The organism is Citrobacter sp. RHBSTW-00881 (assembly GCF_013728515.1).
GTDB classification, from domain to species: Bacteria; Pseudomonadota; Gammaproteobacteria; order Enterobacterales; family Enterobacteriaceae; genus Citrobacter; species Citrobacter braakii.
In genome coordinates, this window is record NZ_CP056269.1 from 2,983,087 (window position 1) to 3,002,328 (window position 19,242).

19 protein-coding genes are annotated in these 19,242 nt (G+C 52.1%); 9 read left to right on the plus strand and 10 right to left on the minus strand.

Annotated elements, in window-relative coordinates:
• Positions 1–96: 96 nt before the first annotated feature.
• The 5 genes from HV311_RS14455 to HV311_RS14475 all read left to right on the plus strand — a co-directional run bounded on the left by HV311_RS14455 (position 97) and on the right by HV311_RS14475 (position 6,198).
• Positions 97–3,429 carry a RecE family exodeoxyribonuclease gene (locus HV311_RS14455; protein WP_191220113.1) on the plus strand — a complete coding sequence of 1,111 codons (3,333 nt, stop codon included), beginning with the start codon at positions 97–99 and terminating at the stop codon, positions 3,427–3,429.
• Positions 3,430–3,440: 11 nt separating this feature from the next.
• The gene (locus tag HV311_RS14460) at positions 3,441–4,526 is read left to right on the plus strand and encodes a RecT family recombinase (protein WP_191220114.1); all 1,086 of its coding nucleotides are present in this window, start codon (positions 3,441–3,443) and stop codon (positions 4,524–4,526) included.
• A 38-nt stretch (positions 4,527–4,564) separates the two neighbouring features.
• Positions 4,565–4,807, plus strand: coding sequence for a DUF4060 family protein (locus HV311_RS14465; protein WP_047415379.1), 243 nt, complete (start codon positions 4,565–4,567; stop codon positions 4,805–4,807).
• Positions 4,808–4,871: 64 nt separating this feature from the next.
• Positions 4,872–5,144, plus strand: coding sequence for an excisionase (locus HV311_RS14470; RefSeq protein ID WP_016156226.1), 273 nt, complete (start codon positions 4,872–4,874; stop codon positions 5,142–5,144).
• The gene (locus HV311_RS14475; protein ID WP_191220115.1) at positions 5,113–6,198 is read left to right on the plus strand and encodes a tyrosine-type recombinase/integrase; all 1,086 of its coding nucleotides are present in this window, start codon (positions 5,113–5,115) and stop codon (positions 6,196–6,198) included. The genes HV311_RS14470 and HV311_RS14475 overlap by 32 nt, the downstream gene beginning before the upstream one ends.
• A gap of 336 nt (positions 6,199–6,534) precedes the next feature.
• On the opposite strand, the gene HV311_RS14480 is transcribed toward HV311_RS14475, so the two are convergent.
• The 3 genes from HV311_RS14480 to yobA are packed head-to-tail and all read right to left on the minus strand — an operon-like array spanning position 6,535 to position 8,144.
• A complete protein-coding gene (locus HV311_RS14480) occupies positions 6,535–6,873 on the minus strand; it encodes a YebY family protein (protein ID WP_003833793.1) in 339 nt (112 codons plus the stop codon).
• 20 nt (positions 6,874–6,893) lie between these two features.
• Positions 6,894–7,766 carry a copper homeostasis membrane protein CopD gene (gene copD, locus HV311_RS14485; protein WP_191220116.1) on the minus strand — a complete coding sequence of 291 codons (873 nt, stop codon included), beginning with the start codon at positions 7,764–7,766 and terminating at the stop codon, positions 6,894–6,896.
• 3 nt (positions 7,767–7,769) lie between these two features.
• A complete protein-coding gene (yobA, locus tag HV311_RS14490) occupies positions 7,770–8,144 on the minus strand; it encodes a CopC domain-containing protein YobA (RefSeq protein ID WP_046276426.1) in 375 nt (124 codons plus the stop codon).
• A 143-nt stretch (positions 8,145–8,287) separates the two neighbouring features.
• Between yobA and HV311_RS14495 the strand changes: the two genes are divergently transcribed.
• From HV311_RS14495 to exoX, 3 genes are all read left to right on the plus strand, one after another.
• Positions 8,288–8,518 carry a DNA polymerase III subunit theta gene (locus HV311_RS14495; RefSeq protein WP_003034925.1) on the plus strand — a complete coding sequence of 77 codons (231 nt, stop codon included), beginning with the start codon at positions 8,288–8,290 and terminating at the stop codon, positions 8,516–8,518.
• Positions 8,519–8,624: 106 nt separating this feature from the next.
• Positions 8,625–9,281 (plus strand): nitrilase-related carbon-nitrogen hydrolase, encoded by a 657-nt coding sequence (locus HV311_RS14500; protein ID WP_191220117.1) that lies wholly within the window; start codon positions 8,625–8,627, stop codon positions 9,279–9,281.
• Positions 9,282–9,304: 23 nt separating this feature from the next.
• Positions 9,305–9,967, plus strand: a complete 663-nt coding sequence (gene exoX, locus HV311_RS14505) for an exodeoxyribonuclease X (RefSeq protein WP_191220118.1) — start codon at positions 9,305–9,307, stop codon at positions 9,965–9,967.
• Here exoX and ptrB read toward each other — a convergent pair.
• The 4 genes from ptrB to yebG form a co-directional block, all read right to left on the minus strand.
• Complete coding sequence (gene ptrB, locus HV311_RS14510) at positions 9,949–12,024, minus strand: oligopeptidase B (protein WP_181012487.1); 2,076 nt, start codon at positions 12,022–12,024, stop codon at positions 9,949–9,951. The two genes, exoX and ptrB, sit on opposite strands and share 19 nt — an antisense overlap.
• Before the next feature lie 86 nt (positions 12,025–12,110).
• Positions 12,111–12,770 carry a tellurite resistance TerB family protein gene (locus HV311_RS14515; protein ID WP_016156220.1) on the minus strand — a complete coding sequence of 220 codons (660 nt, stop codon included), beginning with the start codon at positions 12,768–12,770 and terminating at the stop codon, positions 12,111–12,113.
• Positions 12,771–12,871: 101 nt separating this feature from the next.
• Complete coding sequence (yebF, locus tag HV311_RS14520) at positions 12,872–13,225, minus strand: protein YebF (protein WP_016152770.1); 354 nt, start codon at positions 13,223–13,225, stop codon at positions 12,872–12,874.
• 121 nt (positions 13,226–13,346) lie between these two features.
• The gene (gene yebG / locus HV311_RS14525) at positions 13,347–13,637 is read right to left on the minus strand and encodes a DNA damage-inducible protein YebG (protein WP_003833810.1); all 291 of its coding nucleotides are present in this window, start codon (positions 13,635–13,637) and stop codon (positions 13,347–13,349) included.
• Positions 13,638–13,769: 132 nt separating this feature from the next.
• Between yebG and purT the strand changes: the two genes are divergently transcribed.
• Positions 13,770–14,948 carry a formate-dependent phosphoribosylglycinamide formyltransferase gene (gene purT, locus HV311_RS14530; protein WP_046276424.1) on the plus strand — a complete coding sequence of 393 codons (1,179 nt, stop codon included), beginning with the start codon at positions 13,770–13,772 and terminating at the stop codon, positions 14,946–14,948.
• A gap of 66 nt (positions 14,949–15,014) precedes the next feature.
• Here purT and kdgA read toward each other — a convergent pair whose 3' ends face one another.
• From kdgA to zwf, 3 genes are all read right to left on the minus strand, one after another.
• Positions 15,015–15,656: a bifunctional 4-hydroxy-2-oxoglutarate aldolase/2-dehydro-3-deoxy-phosphogluconate aldolase gene (kdgA, locus tag HV311_RS14535; protein ID WP_016152768.1), complete on the minus strand. Its 642-nt coding sequence runs from the start codon at positions 15,654–15,656 to the stop codon at positions 15,015–15,017.
• A 34-nt stretch (positions 15,657–15,690) separates the two neighbouring features.
• Complete coding sequence (gene edd, locus HV311_RS14540) at positions 15,691–17,502, minus strand: phosphogluconate dehydratase (RefSeq protein WP_191220119.1); 1,812 nt, start codon at positions 17,500–17,502, stop codon at positions 15,691–15,693.
• Between the two features lie 232 nt (positions 17,503–17,734).
• Entirely contained in the window at positions 17,735–19,210 is a 1,476-nt protein-coding gene (zwf, locus tag HV311_RS14545) for a glucose-6-phosphate dehydrogenase (RefSeq protein WP_003034896.1), read from the minus strand.
• Between the last annotated feature and the right edge of the window lie 32 nt (positions 19,211–19,242).

The window sequence follows — 19,242 nt, forward strand, 5'->3', positions numbered from 1 at the left end:
CCAAAGTTACACCGGAAACAACATTAAAACCAAAGTTAACCCAATGGGCGCTATCAATGGCCCGGGGATTCTAACACCCAAAAATGAGGATCTCACATGGAATTCTTTTATGTGGTTAAAGCCACTCAGAAATCCGGAAAGCAAGATGCAGTGGTCTGGTTCACTGCCAAAACCGAGGCTCGCGCTAACCTGCAGCTGGATGTTGCTCTGGAAGATGCAGGCATCGAAACGGGCCGTGGTAAGGACTACGCCAGGCCGATTCGCACTGATTTTCCGGTTGTTGACGGCCTGCCGGAAGAAGGTGAAGTTGATTTCACCTGGTGTGATCGTTACGAACTTCAGGACGATGGGCACACCTGGCTGCCAAAAGCTGCTGGTGAGTCTACTGGCGCTGTTGACGCACCATCCATTCCTACTCCGACCGTAATCGTTGAAGACGCGACTGCGTCCGAAATTGTCCCGGTAGAAAACCGCACTCCAGCAGTCCGCTTTGCTGTCCATCTGATGAACGATAAATACCAGACTCATATAACTAAAGAGCAGCAGCTGGCTGCCAGCGAAATGTCACTGGACGAAAGCAATACCTATCTCCAGAACCTGCTGAAGGTGAAAAATGATGTTCCTGAAGTTGGCGAGCTCAGTCTGAATGCTGAATGGAAACTGATTCAGGCAATTAAAAGCATCTTCGCACAGGATGAAAAACACGAACCTGAAGTGATCGCTGCATTCATGTCTGACTGGGTGAACACGGATGCCGGTGACCGCAATCAACTGATAGAAGACTGGCGCAGTGGTAAGTTGCAGTTGCTCAAAACTGAAACCAGCAGCGGTGCTAACGTTACAACGGGTCAAGATCTCACTGTTGAGGACGGCATCCAGGCCGACGAGAACGGCCGGGCAGAAGGTGGCGTCGTTGATAGTGAAGTCGATACCGAAGAGCAATCCCAGCAGATACAGCAACCGAACCTGATCGTTGTTGCCACCCTGCCTTTCCGCCAGCGCGTACTGGCTCAGTTCATCGGTGATGGTGAATATCTCTATCACGTCGATGCCGCGCAGAAAAATGAGATTGTCCGCCTTGAGATGGACACCGATGACGCGTACGTCCAGAACCTGCTGCTGGCTGCTGAGAATGTGGAAGCATTCAAAAAAGCCATTGAGCACGATATTCATAAAGTCGTGAATGCCGTTAAGAAAGTCTTCCCTGTCGACGGTAAAAAAACGGAGCTGGCAACAATTATCCAGTTCCTGACGGTGTGGTTCAAAACAGATTACATCGATCGCGGCCTACTGGTTAAAGAGTGGAGCAAAGGTAATCGTGTAACAACCATTAATCGCACACCTTCTGGTGCGAACGCCGGTGGCGGCATTGCCTCTGACCGCAAATTCCCGCAAACCATCCTCGGGCTGGAGCATGAAATTGCTCTGGCGTTACGTGCCCGTGACCGCGAATTTGATATTTACAACGTCCCTCTGGATATAGAACTACAGGCAAACTCCATCATGAATAAGATGGACGATCCTGAATGGCTGGCTACTCGAGAGAGATTCGTTTCAATGCCTGGTAGCCTGGACTACTCACGTGCCTGCATTATCGCAACAGTAAAAACTACACCAGAAGGACTTTATGAAGATCCCGTCAAACATCAGGAATATTTGAATAGAGTACTGACAGAAACTGACCACGCTAATCCAGATCCGCTGCTCGTTGATATAGCCTGCGGTCGTTCGTCTATGCCTGTACCGATGAAACAGGAAAAAGTAACGGCTGAAGAGGTAAACAAAATTCTTGCGGTTTCGCGCGGTGACTTCGTTGAAGGCATTAGTGACCCGAACGATCCGAAGTGGGTTCATGAAAGCTACAACGCCGCCTCAAATGAGGAAGATAAAACGGAAAATGAGGACGCCGCCGATGTGCAGATGGAAGAAACTGTCAGTGATGAAGACCAAGCTGGTGATGCGCTGCATACAGGCAAGAGCTGTCTGGAAACTGGTGAAGAGTCACATACCAGCCAGCAGGCCGATGTAAACCCAAATACGGATTCTGTCGCCCAAAATAGCGATTCTGTAAACCAGACTGAACCAGTTTTGACGCAAACCGAACCCGAAGCGCAATCTGACGAACCAGTTGTTGTTTACCCCGCTTACTTCGAGCCAGGTCGCTATGAGGGTTTGCCGAACGAGGTTTATCACGCAGCGAACGGTATCAGCTCTACCCAGGTGAAAGACGCACGTGTTTCGCTGATGTACTTCAATGCGCGTCACGTAGAGAAAACCATCATCAAAGAACGCTCTCCGGTTCTGGACATGGGTAACCTGGTACATGCGCTGGCGTTGCAGCCAGAGCAACTCGATGAAGAATTCAGCGTTGAACCCGTAATTCCGGAAGGCGCATTTACCACCACGGCAACGATCCGCGCGTTTATTGATGAGTACAACGCCAACCTGCCAGCGCAACTGAGCGCAGACGATATCAAAGCTTTGCTAGAAGAACACAACGCCACGCTGCCGGCACAACTGCCGCTCGGCGGGTCGCTGGAAGAAACCGGCCAGAGTTATATGTCGCTGCCCGAAGAGTACCAGCGTATCGAAGCGGATCAGAAGCAGACCGCAGCGGCGATGAAAGCCTGCATCAAAGAATACAACGCCACTCTGCCTGCTCAGGCGAAAACCAGCGGTAGCCGTGATGTGTTACTCGAGCAGTTAGCAATCATCAATCCTGACCTGGTGGCGCAGGAAGTGCAGAAGCCTGCACCGTTGAAAGTGTCCGGTACTAAAGCAGATCTGATTCAGGCCGTGAAGTCTGTTAATCCGGACGCCGTTTTCGCCGACGAACTTTTGGATGCGTGGCGCGAGAATCCGCAGGGGAAAGTACTGGTCACCCGCCAGCAACTGAGCACTGCACTGAGCATTCAGAAAGCCCTGCTCGAGCACCCGACCGCGGGCAAGCTGCTGACACACCCGGGCCGCGCCGTTGAAGTGAGCTACTTTGGCTTCGACGACGAAACCGGTCTGGAAGTCCGAGTTCGTCCCGACCTTGAGATCGACCTTGACGGGGTGCGCATCGGCGCCGACCTGAAAACCATCAGCATGTGGAACATTAAGCAGGAAGGCCTGCGCGCCAAACTGCACCGCGAAATCATCGACCGTGACTACCATCTGAGCGCGGCTATGTATTGCGAGACCGCAGCACTGGACCAGTTCTTCTGGATTTTCGTCAACAAAGACGAGAACTACCACTGGATCGCCATCATCGAGGCTTCCGCCGAACTACTGGAACTGGGCATGCTCGAGTACCGCAAGTCGATGCGCGCTATCGCTACCGGCTTTGACACTGGCGAATGGCCAGCGCCGATCACCGCTGATTACACCGACGAACTGAACGACTTCGACCTGCGCCGCCTTGAAGCGCTGCGTACTCAGGCATAAGGGGAATGAATATGCAAAACACTAACGTAACTGTAGCTGACCAGAACGCCGTAATTAACTCCAACGTGGCCCTGTTTGATTCCCAGTATTTGAACGCCATCAGCGCATTTGCTCAAATTATGGCGCAGGGTGCGGCGACAGTCCCCAGACACCTGCAGGGAAATCAGGCTGACTGTATGGCAGTAGCGATGCAGGCGGCACAATGGCAGATGAATCCCTTTGCCGTAGCGCAGAAAACGCACCTGATTAACGGCGTTCTCGGATACGAGGCGCAACTGGTAAATGCCGTGATTTCACGCAGCGGCGTACTGGCAAACCGCTTTGAATATGAGTGGTACGGGCCATGGGAAAAAGTAGTCGGGAAATTCCAGATTCGTAAAGGCGACAAAGGAGAATACCGTGTTCCTGGCTGGACCCTTGCTGACGAAACGGGCATTGGCATCATCATCCGCGCAACGCTGAAAGGTGAAGATCAACCGAGAGAACTTGACCTGTTACTGGCACAGGCCAGAACTCGTAATTCAACGCTTTGGGCTGACGACCCTCGCCAGCAGCTCGCTTATCTCGCAGTTAAACGCTGGGCAAGACTGTTCTGCCCAGATGTAATTCTCGGCGTGTATACCCCTGATGAACTGGATGATCGCCGTGAAGAGCGAGAAGTTAACCCAGCTCCAGTGCAACACGTTAGCCTGTCTCAAATTTCAGGTGACACCGTCACAACCACGCAGAGCGCGCAGGAATCGTCAGCAAATATCGACTCTCTTGCCGATGATTTTCGCGAACGCATCGATGCTGCGCAGGATGTTGATAGCGCCAAAGCACTGCGTGCTGATATCGAAAGCGCGAAGGCCACACTCGGATCTGCCCTGTTCACCGAGCTGAAGAATAAGGCAGTGAAACGCTATTACCTGGTTGATTCACGTAACAAGGTTGAGGCCGCGATCAACTCCCTGCCGTCTCCGGACGAACCGGATGCAGTTGAACGGTTTGGGGAAGTTGAGCGAGTTCTTGCAACGGCGAAACGTCATCTTGGCGACGAGCTGCACGATCAGTTCAGCATCACCCTAGCGGATATGAAACCGGAATACGTTGGCTAACTGGGTTGGGAGGGTTCGCCTCCCACTGAGGAGATGTAATGCGACTAATTAACCGTGCAAATCAGCAATCCCCGTTAGCGCGTCAGGCATGCGACATAGCACTGGCCACTCATGCAGAACGTTACGGCGACTATGGCCGCAGCAAGATGAAGGAGACGTACACGGTGAGAGTTGAAGGTGTGAAGGTCTGGGTGGAAGTGGTGAACCGTAAGGCGAGCTACGTGGCCACAGCAATGACAGGTATGCGCCGGTTGCGCGCACTGCCGGGTCAGGTGAGTTGATAACGATATTTCATTAACAGTTTTCCGGCAGCTCTATAATAAGTTGCCGGAAGCCGGAGGTAGTATGGCCAAGCTTCTTAATCTACTGGAATGGGCGAATTCAACTTATTCAACCCCACCGTCTCTTTCAACACTTCGCCGCTGGGCGCGGGAGGGGCGTATTTACCCTGCTCCGGAACTTCACGGCAAAGAATATAAGGTTCAGCCAGATGCCATCTATGTGGATCCGAGCAAAAAGAACCTTCGTCACAAAGCAAAACGCATATCGCTGCCAACTGGCGGCACTCTACTGGAGAGACTGACTCATGGCGAAAAGGCCAGTTCGTTACGACGCTAACCTGCCCCGTAACCTGACCTATCGTAAAAGAGACAGGCTTTATAGCTGGCGAAACCCGATTACCGGTCAAGAGTTATCTCTTGGCCGGATCGACAGAAAGGACGCCATTTCTCAAGCCATCGAAGCCAATAACTACATTGAACAGAATTACCTTCCGTCAGCGCTGCTGGACCGCATAAAGGAAACACCAACATTTACGGTGAAAGCGTGGCTTGAGCGCTACGAAGTAATTCTTGAGCGAAGAGAATTGAAGCCCAACACGATGAAGGTCAGGCGCAACCAGATCGCCACTATCAGTGATGAATTCGGGTGCATGCCGCTATCGGCGGTCAGCACAAAGGACATATCTACTTTCCTGGAGAGTTACATACTCTGCGATAAGAAGAGCATGGCCTCCGGCCTGCGTTCGGTATTGTTGGATATTTTCAGGGAGGCGATCGTCGAGGGACATATTGAAAGGAATCCGGCAGAGCCGACAAGAACGCCGACACCCAAAGTGAAGCGTGAGCGTCTTCTACTTGAACAGTTCGAGATAATAAGGGATGCCGCAACCGCCCATTCCGAATGGGCTGCAAATGCATGTGACCTGGCACTTGTCACCGGGCAAAGAAGAGAGGACGTATCGTTGTTCAGATTCAGCGATATCAGGGATGGAAGGTTGTTTGTCACGCAGGAAAAGACAGGTCACAAATTGGCGTTGCCACTTGATTTGCGACTGGACTCTGCTGATTTGGTATTGCAGGATGTTATCGACCGTTGCCGGAAAAACAACCCGTCAGATTTCATGCTGTATTCAGCGGTGAGACGTGGCGGAAGGAAGCCTGGTCCGTTAACTCCTGACGGCATTACTCAAGCATTTTCTGATATCAGAGATTCTACAGCGTTAAAGTTTGGTCCCAACCCTCCTCCGTTCCATGAAATCAGGAGTTTGGCGAGTAGACTCTATGAAAGGGAGCGCGGAGAGGATTTCGCACAGAGGCTGCTGGGGCATAAAAATTTAACAATGACCAAAAAATACCTGGACGCACGTGGTGCAGAATATGTTATGGTTTAGACAGGATATGGAAATTTCGAGTAATTTTCGTGGGATTTCGTGAAAGCACCGAAAAAACCCAACGAAAACAATAATATAAAAAGAGACCGAATACGATTCCTGTATTCGGTCCAGGGAAATGGCTCTTGGGAGAGAGCCGTGCGCTAAAAGTTGGCATTAATGCAGGCTAAGTTACCCTGCCATTTAAGAATAGATGACAGCGCCAGGTTTTCCAGTCCGCGACTAAAGTGGCCTGAAAAAAAGGACGATTGTCACACATCCAAACGTAAAAACCGCAAGTTCTCCTGAGAGAGCCTTGCGGTTTTTTATTGGAAATCAGAACGCTACATCTGACAATTAGCAGAGCTTTTCTGCACGCTCCACAAACGGTGCGAGGCTCATTTTTTCACCCGGTTTCGCCGGGTCGTCAATCTGGATAATCTCGATCGGCTTCGCCGTAGTTTTCCCACTCTCTACCTGCTGTCTGGCAACATCATTCAATGGGTATTGCACCAGCGTACTGGGATTGATGACATACAGCGCGTTACCCGGACGGCAGGTCAGCATCACCTCTTCCCGATTAAACGCCCACTTATCTTTGCCAACCTCAAAACGGCTGACGGTGATGACCTGTGGCGCAGCCAGCGCGGCCCCTGAACTTGCCAGTAGTAATAACGAGATAATGATTTTTTTCATGCGTTTTGCCAATCCATCAATCAGAAAGGTTCAAGGGTTGCAAACAGGCTGACAATCGCCAGCACAACGGCCCCAATTCCCCATTCCAGCTTAGTCATCCAAACAAAATAGAGTGTCATACTGCGGTTATCCTGCCGCATGCGTGGTACCAGAACATACCGATTCACCAGCGCAATCGCCACCATTAGCATCACCAGAGCACCTTTTAACAAAAGCAGTTGCCCGTAAGCCATGTGCCAGGGAACAGAAAAACCAACAATAAACAGCGCATTCATGATACCGGTAAGTAAAACTCCGATAACGAAAAGATGCCCGTAGCGGGAGAAACGCATCATAGTATTGATGGCCTGTTCCCGCCAGCGGCCTTGCGCCATTTGCATACAGTAAAGTACGGGCAGCAAACCACCGAACCAGGCGGCAGCGCATACCAAATGCAAGGCGTGGTTAACCTGCTGGATTGCCCCTGCGATACCGCTATGCAGCGTCGCGTGTCCGACGCCAGCCAGCAAAATAAACTGCGCAATCGTCAGCATTAACAGCAGTCGCGGCATGCTGCGCGGTACTATAATTACCACCACCAGCGTGACCAGCGCGAGGATAATCTGCCATAACCAGACGCCGCCAAACTGCGTTTGCAACACGGCGCCCCATACGTCACCAGAGATAACATCCCGCCAGCCTGAGCCCATTAACCCCCCCTGGATCGCCAGCATCAGCGTCGCGCTAATGAAGCTCCACGCTGCGGCATGTCGTTGCAGACGCAAAAAACGACGCATCATTAAACGACGAACCGAAACGGGAGCCAGCCATGCGCCGTAGAGCGCACAGCCAAACACCAGCATCAACGTGGTAAAATGGATAAACCGTAGTGCAACCCAGGTAAATTCCAGCATTGGTTATTTCACGCTAAAGGTATATTGCCCCTTTGTCTTATGGCCATCCACGGAGACGACGTGCCAGTCGACAGTATATTTTCCGGCCTCAAGCGTTTGAGCAAGCGGAATAATCAGTTGTGTTTTGTCCTGTTCACTGCGTGATGCCTTGCCCGTTTTGATCTGTTCTTTGTTTGGGCCTGTCAGCGTTGCGCCGCTGAATCCCGGCTCGACACCTTCAGAGAAATTCAGCGTCAACGCCTGAGGAGATACCGCAACATCGGCATTAGCCGCCGGGCTTTGTTTTGTCAGGTGAGCATGAGCCAGAGCGGCGGGAGTTGCCAGAACGCTGGCGAGTACGATGAGAGCGTTACGAAGCATAGATGCAGATGAAGCCATTTCAACTATTCCTTTTTGTTATTTCTAATCTATAGAGAATAACCTTCTACAATGATCGAGTCGAGAATCATCATTTCGGTCTTGCCATTAATGCACACTCTTAGTAACTTTGCGCGCCGAAAGACAGAGAAAAGGAGAAGCCCATGAACATCAATCTGGCCAAACTTGAGCAAGCTGAAATGGATAAGGTCAATGTTGACCTGGCCGCGGCGGGTGTCGCATTTAAGGAGCGATACAACATGCCGGTTGTTGCCGAAGTCGTTGAGCGTGAACAGCCCGAACATTTACGCGACTGGTTTCGGGAAAGACTGATCGCGCACCGTCTGGCATCCGTTTCCCTTTCACGTTTACCCTACGAGCCTAAAGTTAAATAAAACTTATATTACGTTACGATTCCTTACATGATGCCTGCTACAGTATAAGTATATTCTTAATCTATACTTTAAAGATGGTTGTAGACACTATGAAAAGGAAATCATTATGTCACACTGGAAAATCGCAGCAGCACAGTACGAACCTCTTCAAACCTCAGTTACCGAACATGTCGCGCATCACCTGCAATTCATTCAGGCAGCCGCTCAATGCCAATGTGAATTGCTGGTTTTCCCCTCCCTTTCCCTGTTGGGTTGTATTGATGAGAATGACGCGCTCCCTGCCCCACCCGATGAAGCGTTGTTAGAACCTCTCGCGCATGCAGCCGTGACTTATCGCATGACGATTATTGCGGGGCTATCGGTAGAACATAACAATCGGTTCGTAAAAGGTATCGCGCTTTTCTCTCCCTGGATGACCTCCCCCTTAACGTTTCATCAGAGCCACGGGGCCTGTATCGCCAGACAGCAAAATGCCATCAGCGTTGTGAATAGCCAGCCGGAAGGTATCGATATCGACCCAGCGTACTCGCTATTCACCAGCAGTCAGTCTGTCAGTGAGCCCGAATTGCTCTCCTCCACATCTCGTCTACAGAGTTTCTCGCATAAATTTGCCATCGCGGTATTAATGGCCAATGCGCGTGGCAGCAGCGCGTTATGGGATGAGCAAGGTCGATTGATTGTTCGCGCAGACAGCGGTTCCTTACTCTTAACCGGTCAACGCACGCCACGGGGTTGGCAAGGTGATATCATTCCTTTACGCTAATCGTTTTGGGTCAGGAGCATGGCATGTTGCGCATAATAGATACAGAAACCTGTGGTCTGCAGGGAGGCATTGTTGAGATTGCTTCTGTCGATGTGATTGACGGAAAAATAGTCAATCCCATGAGCCACCTGGTGCGTCCTGACCGCCCCATCAGCCCTCAGGCGATGGCAATTCATCGCATTACGGAAGCGATGGTGGCCGATAAGCCGTGGATTGAAGATATCATCCCCCAATATTACGGCAGTGAATGGTACGTGGCGCACAATGCAAGTTTTGATCGCCGCGTATTACCCGACATGCCCGGGGAGTGGATTTGCACCATGAAACTCTCCCGTCGTTTGTGGCCAGGAATCAAATACAGCAACATGGCGCTGTATAAATCGCGCAAACTGAGCGTGCAGACGCCAGCTGGCCTGCATCATCACCGTGCCCTGTACGACTGCTACATCACCGCGGCACTGCTGATCGACATCATACAAACGTCAGGCTGGTCAGCAGAACAGATGGTCGATATTACCGGCCGTCCTGCGTTACTCACTACTTTCACTTTCGGCAAGTACCGCGGAAAACCTGTATCAGAAGTGGCTGAACGCGATCCGGGCTATCTGCGCTGGTTATTTAATAACCTCGACAGTATGAGCCCGGAGCTGCGCTTAACGCTAAAGCACTATCTGGATAACGCCTGAGCAGATGCCTGCCCAGGCAGTGTCCCCTGCGCCAGTCCGATCAAAAACGCGTATTCCAGGGCCACGCCTTCGTATGATTTAAAACGCCCGGATTTTCCGCCATGCCCGGAATCCATATCCGTGCAGAGTAACAGCAGACGATCGTCCGTTTTCAGCTCGCGCAGTTTTGCCACCCATTTTGCCGGTTCCCAGTATTGCACCTGGGAGTCGTGTAATCCCGTCGTAACCAGCAGATGAGGATAATCTTGCGCTGTAACATTGTCATACGGGCTGTAGCTTTTCATGTAGGTGTAATACTCTTCGTCCTGCGGATTCCCCCACTCTTCAAACTCACCGGTCGTCAGGGGAATGGACTCATCCAGCATCGTGGTCACCACATCGACAAAAGGCACTTGCGCAATGACGCCATGGAAGAGTTCCGGGCGCTCATTAATGGCAACACCCATTAACATTCCTCCGGCGCTCCCCCCCATGCCATAACACAGCGAAGGCGCGCCATAACCCATTTTTAGCAGCGCGTCGCAGACGTCGAGGTAGTCATTGAAGGTATTTTTCTTGAGCAGAAACTTACCGTCTTCGTACCACTGCTGTCCTAACTCACCGCCGCCACGCACATGAGCAATGGCATAAACAAAGCCGCGATCCAGTAAGCTCAAGCGGCTGCTGCTGAAATCGGCGTCCATGCTGGCGCCATACGAGCCATAGCCGTAGACCAGTAACGGATTTTTCCCTTTCAGGAAATACTTTTGATGGTAAACCAGCGAAACCGGAACCTCGGTGCCATCACGCGCGGTGATCCAGACGTGTTCGCTACGGTAGTTCGCCGCATCAAACCCTGGGACTTCCGTCTGTTTGAGTACGCGACGCTCTCCGGTGTCCATATCCAGTTCAAACAGCGTGTCCGGTGTGGTCATGGAGGAATAGCCATAACGCAGACGCGATGTCTCCGGCTCTGGATTATAGGCAAGCCATGTCACATACGCCGGATCATCAAAAGCGATACCGACCACTTCGCGCGTTTTACGATTAATCTGTCGCAGGCTGGTTAAGCCCCGCTGACGCTCTTCCACCACCAGCCAGTCTGTGAACAGCGTAAAGCCCTCCAACATGACGCTGTCGCGCGGCGGGATCAGCGTCTCCCAGGCTTGTTCATCACGCACACGGGTACGGTACAGGCCGAAATTTTTACCCTGACGATTGGAACGCAGATAAAACGTATGCTGATAGTGATCGAGACTGTACTCGTGATCTTTGCGTCGCGCTAAAAAGACTAACGGCTCGGCATCCGCCAGTTCTGCGTCAAGCAGCAAAACCTCACTGGTGGTCGCGCTGGCGATATGAATAACCACATAATGTAACGAGGTCGTTTTATGCAGACTGACATAAAACATGTCATCGGCTTCTTCATACACTAGCTCATCCAGTGATGACGGCGAGCCGACGGTATGCCGCCACACTTGATACGGGAGCAGCGTCGTTGCGTGTTTGCGCACGTAATAGAAGGTTTGCGAGTCATTCGCCCAGACCAGATCCGCTTCAACGTTTTCCAGCACTTCCGGATACCAGTTACCGCTTTGCAGATTGCGAAAACGCACGCCATATTGCCGACGAGAGAGATAATCTTCGGCCAACGCCATGATGGTGTTATCCGGAGATATCGCCAGTCCCCCCAGCGTATAAAACTCACTGTGGGCCGCGCGCTGGTTACCATCCAGCAAGGTGTCCCATTCATCCCACTCTTCACTGAAGGCAGACTGACGCTGATAAATGGCATATTCGCATCCCGGTTCATAAATATGCCGGTAGCGATAACCATTCTTCACATAGGGGGCGGAAGCATCCTGAGGCGGGATACGGTCGATAATCTCTTTCAGGACGCGATCCTGCAATGCCTGCTGCGAGGCCATAATCTGGCGGCCATACGCATTTTCTTGTTGCAGATAATCCAGCACTTCTGGCTGCGAGCGGGTGTCATCTCGCAGCCAGTAATAATTATCAACGCGGGTATCGCCATGATTCGTCATGGCGTGGGGAATACGAGAAGCTTTTGGTAGCATGTCATTGTTCTTTTGCTTAAACATCCTATAAGGGTGGCAAAAGACAGCAATGATGCAAGCGAAACATGCGCCTTAACGGTAAGTAATTAACCCGGTAAAGCCTGTTTTTGTTCCTTGAGATCCTGTTCAATGCCTTCACGAACATCCTGCGGGATCTTCAACGCATCGCCCAGCGCGTTCAGATAGCTACGCTCCATAAAGTGGTCGATATCAATCGCCGCACAGCTCAGGAAGTAAATTTCCAGCGCCTCTTCTTCGTTGCGGATCCCTTGTGCCAGGCGCTGAGGATCTAACGGTTGTTCAATGGCGCGTTCGATCAGAACACGGCCCTGCTCTTCCACGCCTGCTTCACGGAGCTGCTGCTCAATGGCGGTACGTTCTTTGGCATCAATATGACCATCGCTTTTCGCCGCAAAAACCAGCGCCAGGATCAGTCGTTCGGTTCGCTCATCCAGCGGCGAGCTTTGTGCACCGAACTGCGGTTCACCCTGATGCGCCGCGCGAACCTTATCTTTGTATTTGTTCCATAACACGGTACCGGCAACCGCACCGCCGCCCACCAGAAGCGCGCTGGTGCCGTATTTACTCAGTAACTTACGTGAAGATTTGTTGGCAACCAGTAATCCTGCCAGACCGCCTAACGCGCCGGGAACCAGAAGTTTACTCAGCCCTTGCTCACCAGAAGATGACGCGGAAGATCCTTTTTGCCCAAGAAGAGATTGAAGTTGATTCAGCCAGTTAGCCATGTTGCCCCTCAAGTACAGACGAATAATCATCAAAGCGTACCCGAGGGGATGTCAGGAAGTGTTCAGGTCATCAAAAGAAGTGCAAATACATTCTACCTTCGTTACTGCGACTGATACTCCGCCGTTCCGGCTTTGCAGTCGACTTTTACCTGGTAGTGAATATCCGCGCTTTTACCGCGAACCGTGAGGGGAACTGACCATTTCCCATCTTTGCCCGTAATATCGGGCGTGTTGACCCAGGCGACAGGATCGGCTTGCCCGACGCGTTTTTGATCGTCAGCCCAGCGCGCAATGCGATTTTGCTGATAATCACGTTTCACGCTCGCCGCGATACCGTCAGCATTCAGTCCTTCGCACTTGGGGAACTGAACTTTCTTGCTTTCCATATTTGCCGCAAATACAGATACGCTGGCAGATAACAACAGCAGGCTCAACAACGCTCTTTTTTTATACATTCTTTTCTCCTTAATCTCCCCTTCGTCCTTCAGGTTGCCTGTTGCAACGTGAAAAGACGTCAGGGATTGCACAATGATTCAGGGAAAAGCATGGTACAAAACGTCAGGAGCGCAAGTCGTTTCAGGCAGCCTGAGTATCATCCTCAGCGTGCGCATCGTTTTCGACCGCCTGCGGAGAGGGCAGCTTGCCGTTTTTCAGAATGGCGCTCAGCACATCTTTCTGCTCAGCCAGCCACAGGGAAAGCGCTTCGCGCTGCTCGTCTTCCAGCGCTACCGGCGATTGCTCCAGCCATGTGTCGAGCAAATCTGCTGTATCAAGCATTTTGTCATACGCATCGGCTTCCTTTTTGCTGGTAAACGACATTTTTTCCTCACCTTCCCGAATGACTACGTATTTAACTTCAACCGCCATTTTTGCAGCCTCTTAAATTACCTGTATTTATGTACAGTAAATTCTTTTTGCGCCTTGAAATCAACCTGGTAATAAAGACAGACGCAAACGTTTTCGTATATACTGCGCCCAGATAAAACAGGGGATTAATTTATGACGTTATTAGGCACAGCGCTGCGTCCCGCAGCAACGCGAGTGATGTTATTAGGTTCAGGTGAACTGGGTAAAGAGGTGGCGATTGAATGCCAACGCCTGGGTGTGGAAGTCATTGCCGTGGATCGTTACCCCGACGCGCCAGCCATGCACGTTGCCCATCGCTCATACGTAATCAACATGCTGGATGGCGATGCTTTACGCCAGCTCGTCGAGCGTGAAAAACCACATTATATCGTGCCGGAAATAGAGGCGATTGCCACGGATATGCTGGTAAAACTGGAACAGGACGGTCAAAACATCGTGCCGTGCGCCCGGGCGACGCAGTTGACCATGAACCGCGAAGGAATCCGTCGTCTCGCCGCCGAAGAATTATCTCTACCGACCTCTTCTTACCGCTTTGCTGACAGCGAAGCCCGCTTTCGCGAGGCCGTCGCCGAAATCGGCTATCCCTGCATCGTGAAGCCGGTAATGAGTTCCTCCGGTAAGGGACAGAGCTTTATTCGTTCCGCCGATCGACTCACTGAAGCCTGGAATTATGCTCAACAAGGCGGCCGAGCAGGTGCCGGACGCGTTATCGTCGAAGGCGTAGTGAATTTTGATTTTGAAATCACCCTGCTTACCGTCAGCGCCGTTGATGGCGTACATTTCTGCGCACCGGTAGGACATCGTCAGGAAGATGGCGATTATCGCGAATCCTGGCAGCCGCAGCAGATGAGTGACCTGGCGCTGGCTCGAGCGCAGGAGATTGCCCGTAAGGTGGTGCTGGCGCTGGGCGGCCACGGTCTGTTTGGGGTAGAGCTATTTGTCTGCGGTGATGAGGTCATTTTCAGCGAAGTTTCCCCTCGCCCTCACGACACGGGTATGGTGACCTTGATTTCGCAGGATCTGTCTGAGTTTGCCCTGCATGTACGCGCATTTCTCGGTCTGCCGGTTGGCGCAATCCGTCAGTATGGGCCTTCTGCTTCCGCCGTTATTCTGCCGCAGCTTACCAGCCAGAATGTCACGTTTGATAACGTACAGGCCGCTGTGGGCACAGGTATGCAAGTCAGATTCTTCGGCAAGCCAGACATCGACGGGAGCCGTCGTATGGGCGTTGTGCTGGCCACAGCGCAGAGTATTGAAGACGCAGTAACACGCGCGAAAGACGCGGCGGCACAGGTGAAAGTCGCAGGATAAAAAACGAGCCAGATGGCCCGTTTCAGACTCGCAGGCCCGGTAATGATTACCGGGCATTTTGCGTTATTACAGCTTCGCGCCTTCTACTGCTTCACGAGCCAGCTTGGTAATGCGTGCGTAATCACCAGCTTCCAGGGCATCTGCCGGAACCAGCCAGGAACCACCGATGCACAGCACACTTTTCAGTGCCAGGTAATCACGGTAGTTCGCTGGAGAGATACCGCCGGTTGGGCAGAAACGGACCTGAGAGAACGGACCCGCAATTGCCTGCAGCGCTTTAGTACCGCCGTTTGCTTCCGCCGGGAAGAATTTGAACTCTTTCAAACCGTAGTCCATACCCAGCATCAGTTCAGAAACGGTGCTAATGCCTGGGATCAGCGGAATAGTGCCTTCAGTTGCAGCTTTCAGCAGCGGCTCGGTCAGGCCCGGGCTGATAGCAAACTGCGCACCCGCTTCAGTGACTTCAGCCAACTGCTGTGGATTCAGTACGGTACCCGCACCAACGATAGCGTCCGGAACTTCTTTTGCGATCGCGCGAATGGCATCCATCGCACATGCGGTACGTAAGGTCACTTCCAGAACGCGCACGCCCCCTGCAACCAGCGCTTTTGCCATTGGCACCGCGTGTTCCAGTTTATTAACCACGATAACCGGTACAACCGGGCCAGTGGTCAGGATTGCTTCTGCACTTGTCTTCCAGTTTTTCATCAGAGTTTTCTCTCGCCTGATTACAAAATAAGTCTTAAAAAGTGATACAGGTTGCGCCCTGCTCCGCACCGGACAGCTTTTCACGCAACGCGCTGAACATTTCACGTCCCGTACCCACGCGCGATGCGCTGAGATCAGGAATGTGTGGCTTACGGGAGGCAAGTTCCTCTTCATCCACCAGCAGCGTCAATTCACCTGTCTGTCCATTCACACGAATGATGTCGCCATCGCGTACTTTTGCCAGCAGCCCGCCATCATAGGCTTCCGGGGTTACATGGATTGCTGAAGGCACTTTACCTGAAGCACCTGAAAGTCGTCCATCGGTAACTAACGCAATTTTGAAACAACGGTCCAATAATACACCAAGTGGCGGCATGAGTTTATGTAATTCTGGCATTCCGTTCGCTTTTGGTCCCTGATGGCGTACAACCACCACGCAATCCCGGTCAAGCAGACCGGCATCGAAAGCGGGTAACACATCATGCTGACTTTCAAAGACGACTGCCGGCGCTTCAATAATCTGGTTTTCTACCGGTACCGCCGACGTTTTCATCACCGCACGCCCGAGGTTACCGCTCAGCACTTTGGTGCCGCCGTGGTGGGAGAATGGTTGGTCAAAGGTGGCGATCACGTTGCTGTCCAGAGACTTCGCTGCCCCTTCGCGCCAGTCCAGTTCACCCTCGTTAAGCCACGGTTCCATGGTGTAGCGGGATAAACCGAATCCGGCAACGGTGTTCACATCTTCATGTAGCAGACCCGCATTGAGCAGTTCACGCATTAACACCGGCACGCCACCCGCCGCCTGGAAGTGGTTAATATCTGCCGGACCATTCGGGTACAGACGCGCCATCAGCGGCACGATATCGGACAGATCGGAGAAATCATCCCAGTTAATCAGAATCCCGGCCGCACGCGCCATAGCCACCAGGTGCATCGTATGGTTGGTAGAGCCCCCGGTCGCCAGCAGCGCCACAATACCGTTCACTACCACTTTTTCATCGATCATTTTACCGATCGGCATCCATTCATTGCCATTGCCGGTCAGGCGTGTTACCTGACGGGCTGCAGCCGCGGTCAGCGCTTCACGCAGCGGCGCATCAGGATGTACAAATGAGGAGCCAGGCAGTTGCATACCCATAAACTCCACTACCATCTGGTTAGTGTTCGCCGTGCCGTAGAACGTACAGGTACCCGGAGCGTGATAAGACGCCGCCTCGGATTCAAGAAGCGCCATGCGATCGACTTTACCTTCAGCATACAGCTGACGGATACGCACTTTTTCTTTGTTCGCCAGACCGCTCGCCATCGGACCGGAAGGAATAAAGATTGACGGCAGATGACCAAATGACAGCGCAGCCATTACCAGGCCCGGGACAATTTTGTCGCACACGCCGAGGAACAACGCGCCGTCGAACATGTTGTGGGAAAGGCCCACTGCAGCAGACATCGCAATCACTTCACGACTGAGCAGCGAAAGCTCCATCCCATCCTGTCCCTGGGTCACACCGTCGCACATTGCAGGTACACCGCCAGCAACCTGGCCTACTGCATTGGCTTCATGCAGTGCTTTACGAATGATGGCCGGATAGTGTTCATACGGCTGATGCGCGGAAAGCATGTCGTTATAGGAGGTAATGATCGCGATATTGTTACGCAGCATGCTTTTCAGCGAGGCCTTATCGTCCGGCTGACACGCAGCAAAACCATGCGCCAGGTTACCGCATGCCAGTTGCGAGCGATGAACGGTAGTTGATTTCGCTTGTTCAATACGGGCGAGGTAGGCGGAACGTGTGTCACGAGAACGTTCGACGATACGTTGTGTTACGCGTAACAAATTCGGATTCATAGAGGCTCCTAAAATTTATCTGTCAGAGCGTTGGATCAACAATGTGTTTCAGTTGGGTAAAAATAGCTGAATCGCTTGTTGGCCGTAGCTCAGGGGCAAAATCGTTTCAGGCAGTGTAATAAAAAAAGCCCCGCGGGTGAATCCACGCGGAGCTTAAAAGTGCAAAAATTATTCTACAATCTGTGTTAGATCATGTTACCGGTAAAATAACACCTATGGGCTAGATGATATTTTACTCGAATTCGTTCCAGGAACGACCATCTCGGGTAATCATCGCCACAGAAGCAACCGGGCCCCAGGTCCCTGCCTGATACGGCTTCGGCGCGTCGTTGTCCATCGCCCAGGCTTCGGTAATTGAGTCGACCCACTTCCATGCTTCTTCAACTTCATCACGACGCACAAACAGCGCCTGAATTCCGCGCATTGTTTCGAGCAGTAGGCGCTCATAGGCGTCGGCAAGGTGCGTCTGGTTGAAGGTTTCGGAATAGCTCAGATCAAGCTTGGTAATTTGCAGATTATGCTTGTGATCCAGACCCGGCACTTTGTTCAGTACCTGGATATCGACACCTTCATCAGGCTGCAAACGGATGGTCAACTTGTTCTGCGGCAGATCCTGCCAGGATTCTCTGAACAGATTCAGCTCAGGCGTTTTGAAGTAAACCACCACTTCAGAGCACTTCGTCGGTAAACGTTTACCGGTACGCAGGTAGAACGGAACTCCCGCCCAGCGCCAGTTATCGATATCCACACGGATCGCCACAAACGTTTCCGTGTTGCTGCTCTTGTTCGCGCCTTCTTCTTCCAGATACCCCGGCACTTTTTTGCCCTGGGCAAAACCCGCGGTGTACTGACCGCGAACCGTTTTTTCACGTACGTTCGAACGATCGATACGGCGCAGCGATTTCAGTACCTTCACTTTTTCATCACGAATGCTGTCGGCGCTCAGATCGGACGGCGGAGACATCGCAATCATGCACAGGATCTGCAGCAGGTGGTTCTGAATCATGTCGCGCATTTGACCTGCCTGGTCAAAATAGCCCCAGCGGCCTTCAATACCCACTTCTTCCGCCACGGTAATTTCTACGTGATCGATAGTGCGGTTATCCCAGTTGTTCACAAACAGGGAGTTGGCAAAACGCAATGCCAGCAGGTTCAGGACCGTCTCTTTGCCAAGATAGTGGTCGATACGATAAACCTGACACTCTTCGAAATACTCGCCGACCTGATCGTTGATTTCACGGGATGTTGCCAGCGACGTACCCAGCGGTTTTTCCATCACAACACGGGCTGGTTTAGCATTCAGCTTTGCTTCACCCAGGCCTTTGCAGATCGCGCCAAAGGTGCTCGGCGGCATCGCGAAATAGTTAATGGTGGTACGTGATTTTTGATCCAGCATTTCGCCCAGACGGCTAAACGCGGCGGTGTCATTGACGTCCAGATTACAAAACTCCAGACGACCGCTGAGAGTCTCCCACAAACCTTCGTCGATTTTTTCTTTCATGAAGGTTTCGAGCGCTTCACGCACAACCTTGGTATAGGCTGCTTTGTCCCAGTCGGCACGCCCTACCCCAATGATACGGGTTTCCGGGTTAATCTGGCCGGCCTTTTCCAGTTGATACAGGGAAGGCAGCAATTTCCGCCGCGCCAGGTCGCCCTTCGCGCCGAAAATGACCAGATCACATGCCTGGGCTGTTTGCGTTACCGCCATGTCATTCTCCTCAATTAAGTGCCTGGTGCTTT

Excerpts from the sequence above, each read along its gene's own strand:
- HV311_RS14455 (WP_191220113.1), top strand. The coding sequence starts at position 97 with ATGGAATTCTTTTATGTGGTTAAAGCCACTCAGAAATCCGGAAAGCAA.
- HV311_RS14460 (WP_191220114.1), top strand. The coding sequence starts at position 3,441 with ATGCAAAACACTAACGTAACTGTAGCTGACCAGAACGCCGTAATTAAC.
- HV311_RS14465 (WP_047415379.1), top strand. The coding sequence starts at position 4,565 with ATGCGACTAATTAACCGTGCAAATCAGCAATCCCCGTTAGCGCGTCAG.
- HV311_RS14470 (WP_016156226.1), top strand. The coding sequence starts at position 4,872 with ATGGCCAAGCTTCTTAATCTACTGGAATGGGCGAATTCAACTTATTCA.
- HV311_RS14475 (WP_191220115.1), top strand. The coding sequence starts at position 5,113 with ATGGCGAAAAGGCCAGTTCGTTACGACGCTAACCTGCCCCGTAACCTG.
- HV311_RS14480 (WP_003833793.1), bottom strand. The coding sequence starts at position 6,873 with ATGAAAAAAATCATTATCTCGTTATTACTACTGGCAAGTTCAGGGGCC.
- copD (WP_191220116.1), bottom strand. The coding sequence starts at position 7,766 with ATGCTGGAATTTACCTGGGTTGCACTACGGTTTATCCATTTTACCACG.
- yobA (WP_046276426.1), bottom strand. The coding sequence starts at position 8,144 with ATGGCTTCATCTGCATCTATGCTTCGTAACGCTCTCATCGTACTCGCC.
- HV311_RS14495 (WP_003034925.1), top strand. The coding sequence starts at position 8,288 with ATGAACATCAATCTGGCCAAACTTGAGCAAGCTGAAATGGATAAGGTC.
- HV311_RS14500 (WP_191220117.1), top strand. The coding sequence starts at position 8,625 with ATGTCACACTGGAAAATCGCAGCAGCACAGTACGAACCTCTTCAAACC.
- exoX (WP_191220118.1), top strand. The coding sequence starts at position 9,305 with ATGTTGCGCATAATAGATACAGAAACCTGTGGTCTGCAGGGAGGCATT.
- ptrB (WP_181012487.1), bottom strand. The coding sequence starts at position 12,024 with ATGCTACCAAAAGCTTCTCGTATTCCCCACGCCATGACGAATCATGGC.
- HV311_RS14515 (WP_016156220.1), bottom strand. The coding sequence starts at position 12,770 with ATGGCTAACTGGCTGAATCAACTTCAATCTCTTCTTGGGCAAAAAGGA.
- yebF (WP_016152770.1), bottom strand. The coding sequence starts at position 13,225 with ATGTATAAAAAAAGAGCGTTGTTGAGCCTGCTGTTGTTATCTGCCAGC.
- yebG (WP_003833810.1), bottom strand. The coding sequence starts at position 13,637 with ATGGCGGTTGAAGTTAAATACGTAGTCATTCGGGAAGGTGAGGAAAAA.
- purT (WP_046276424.1), top strand. The coding sequence starts at position 13,770 with ATGACGTTATTAGGCACAGCGCTGCGTCCCGCAGCAACGCGAGTGATG.
- kdgA (WP_016152768.1), bottom strand. The coding sequence starts at position 15,656 with ATGAAAAACTGGAAGACAAGTGCAGAAGCAATCCTGACCACTGGCCCG.
- edd (WP_191220119.1), bottom strand. The coding sequence starts at position 17,502 with ATGAATCCGAATTTGTTACGCGTAACACAACGTATCGTCGAACGTTCT.
- zwf (WP_003034896.1), bottom strand. The coding sequence starts at position 19,210 with ATGGCGGTAACGCAAACAGCCCAGGCATGTGATCTGGTCATTTTCGGC.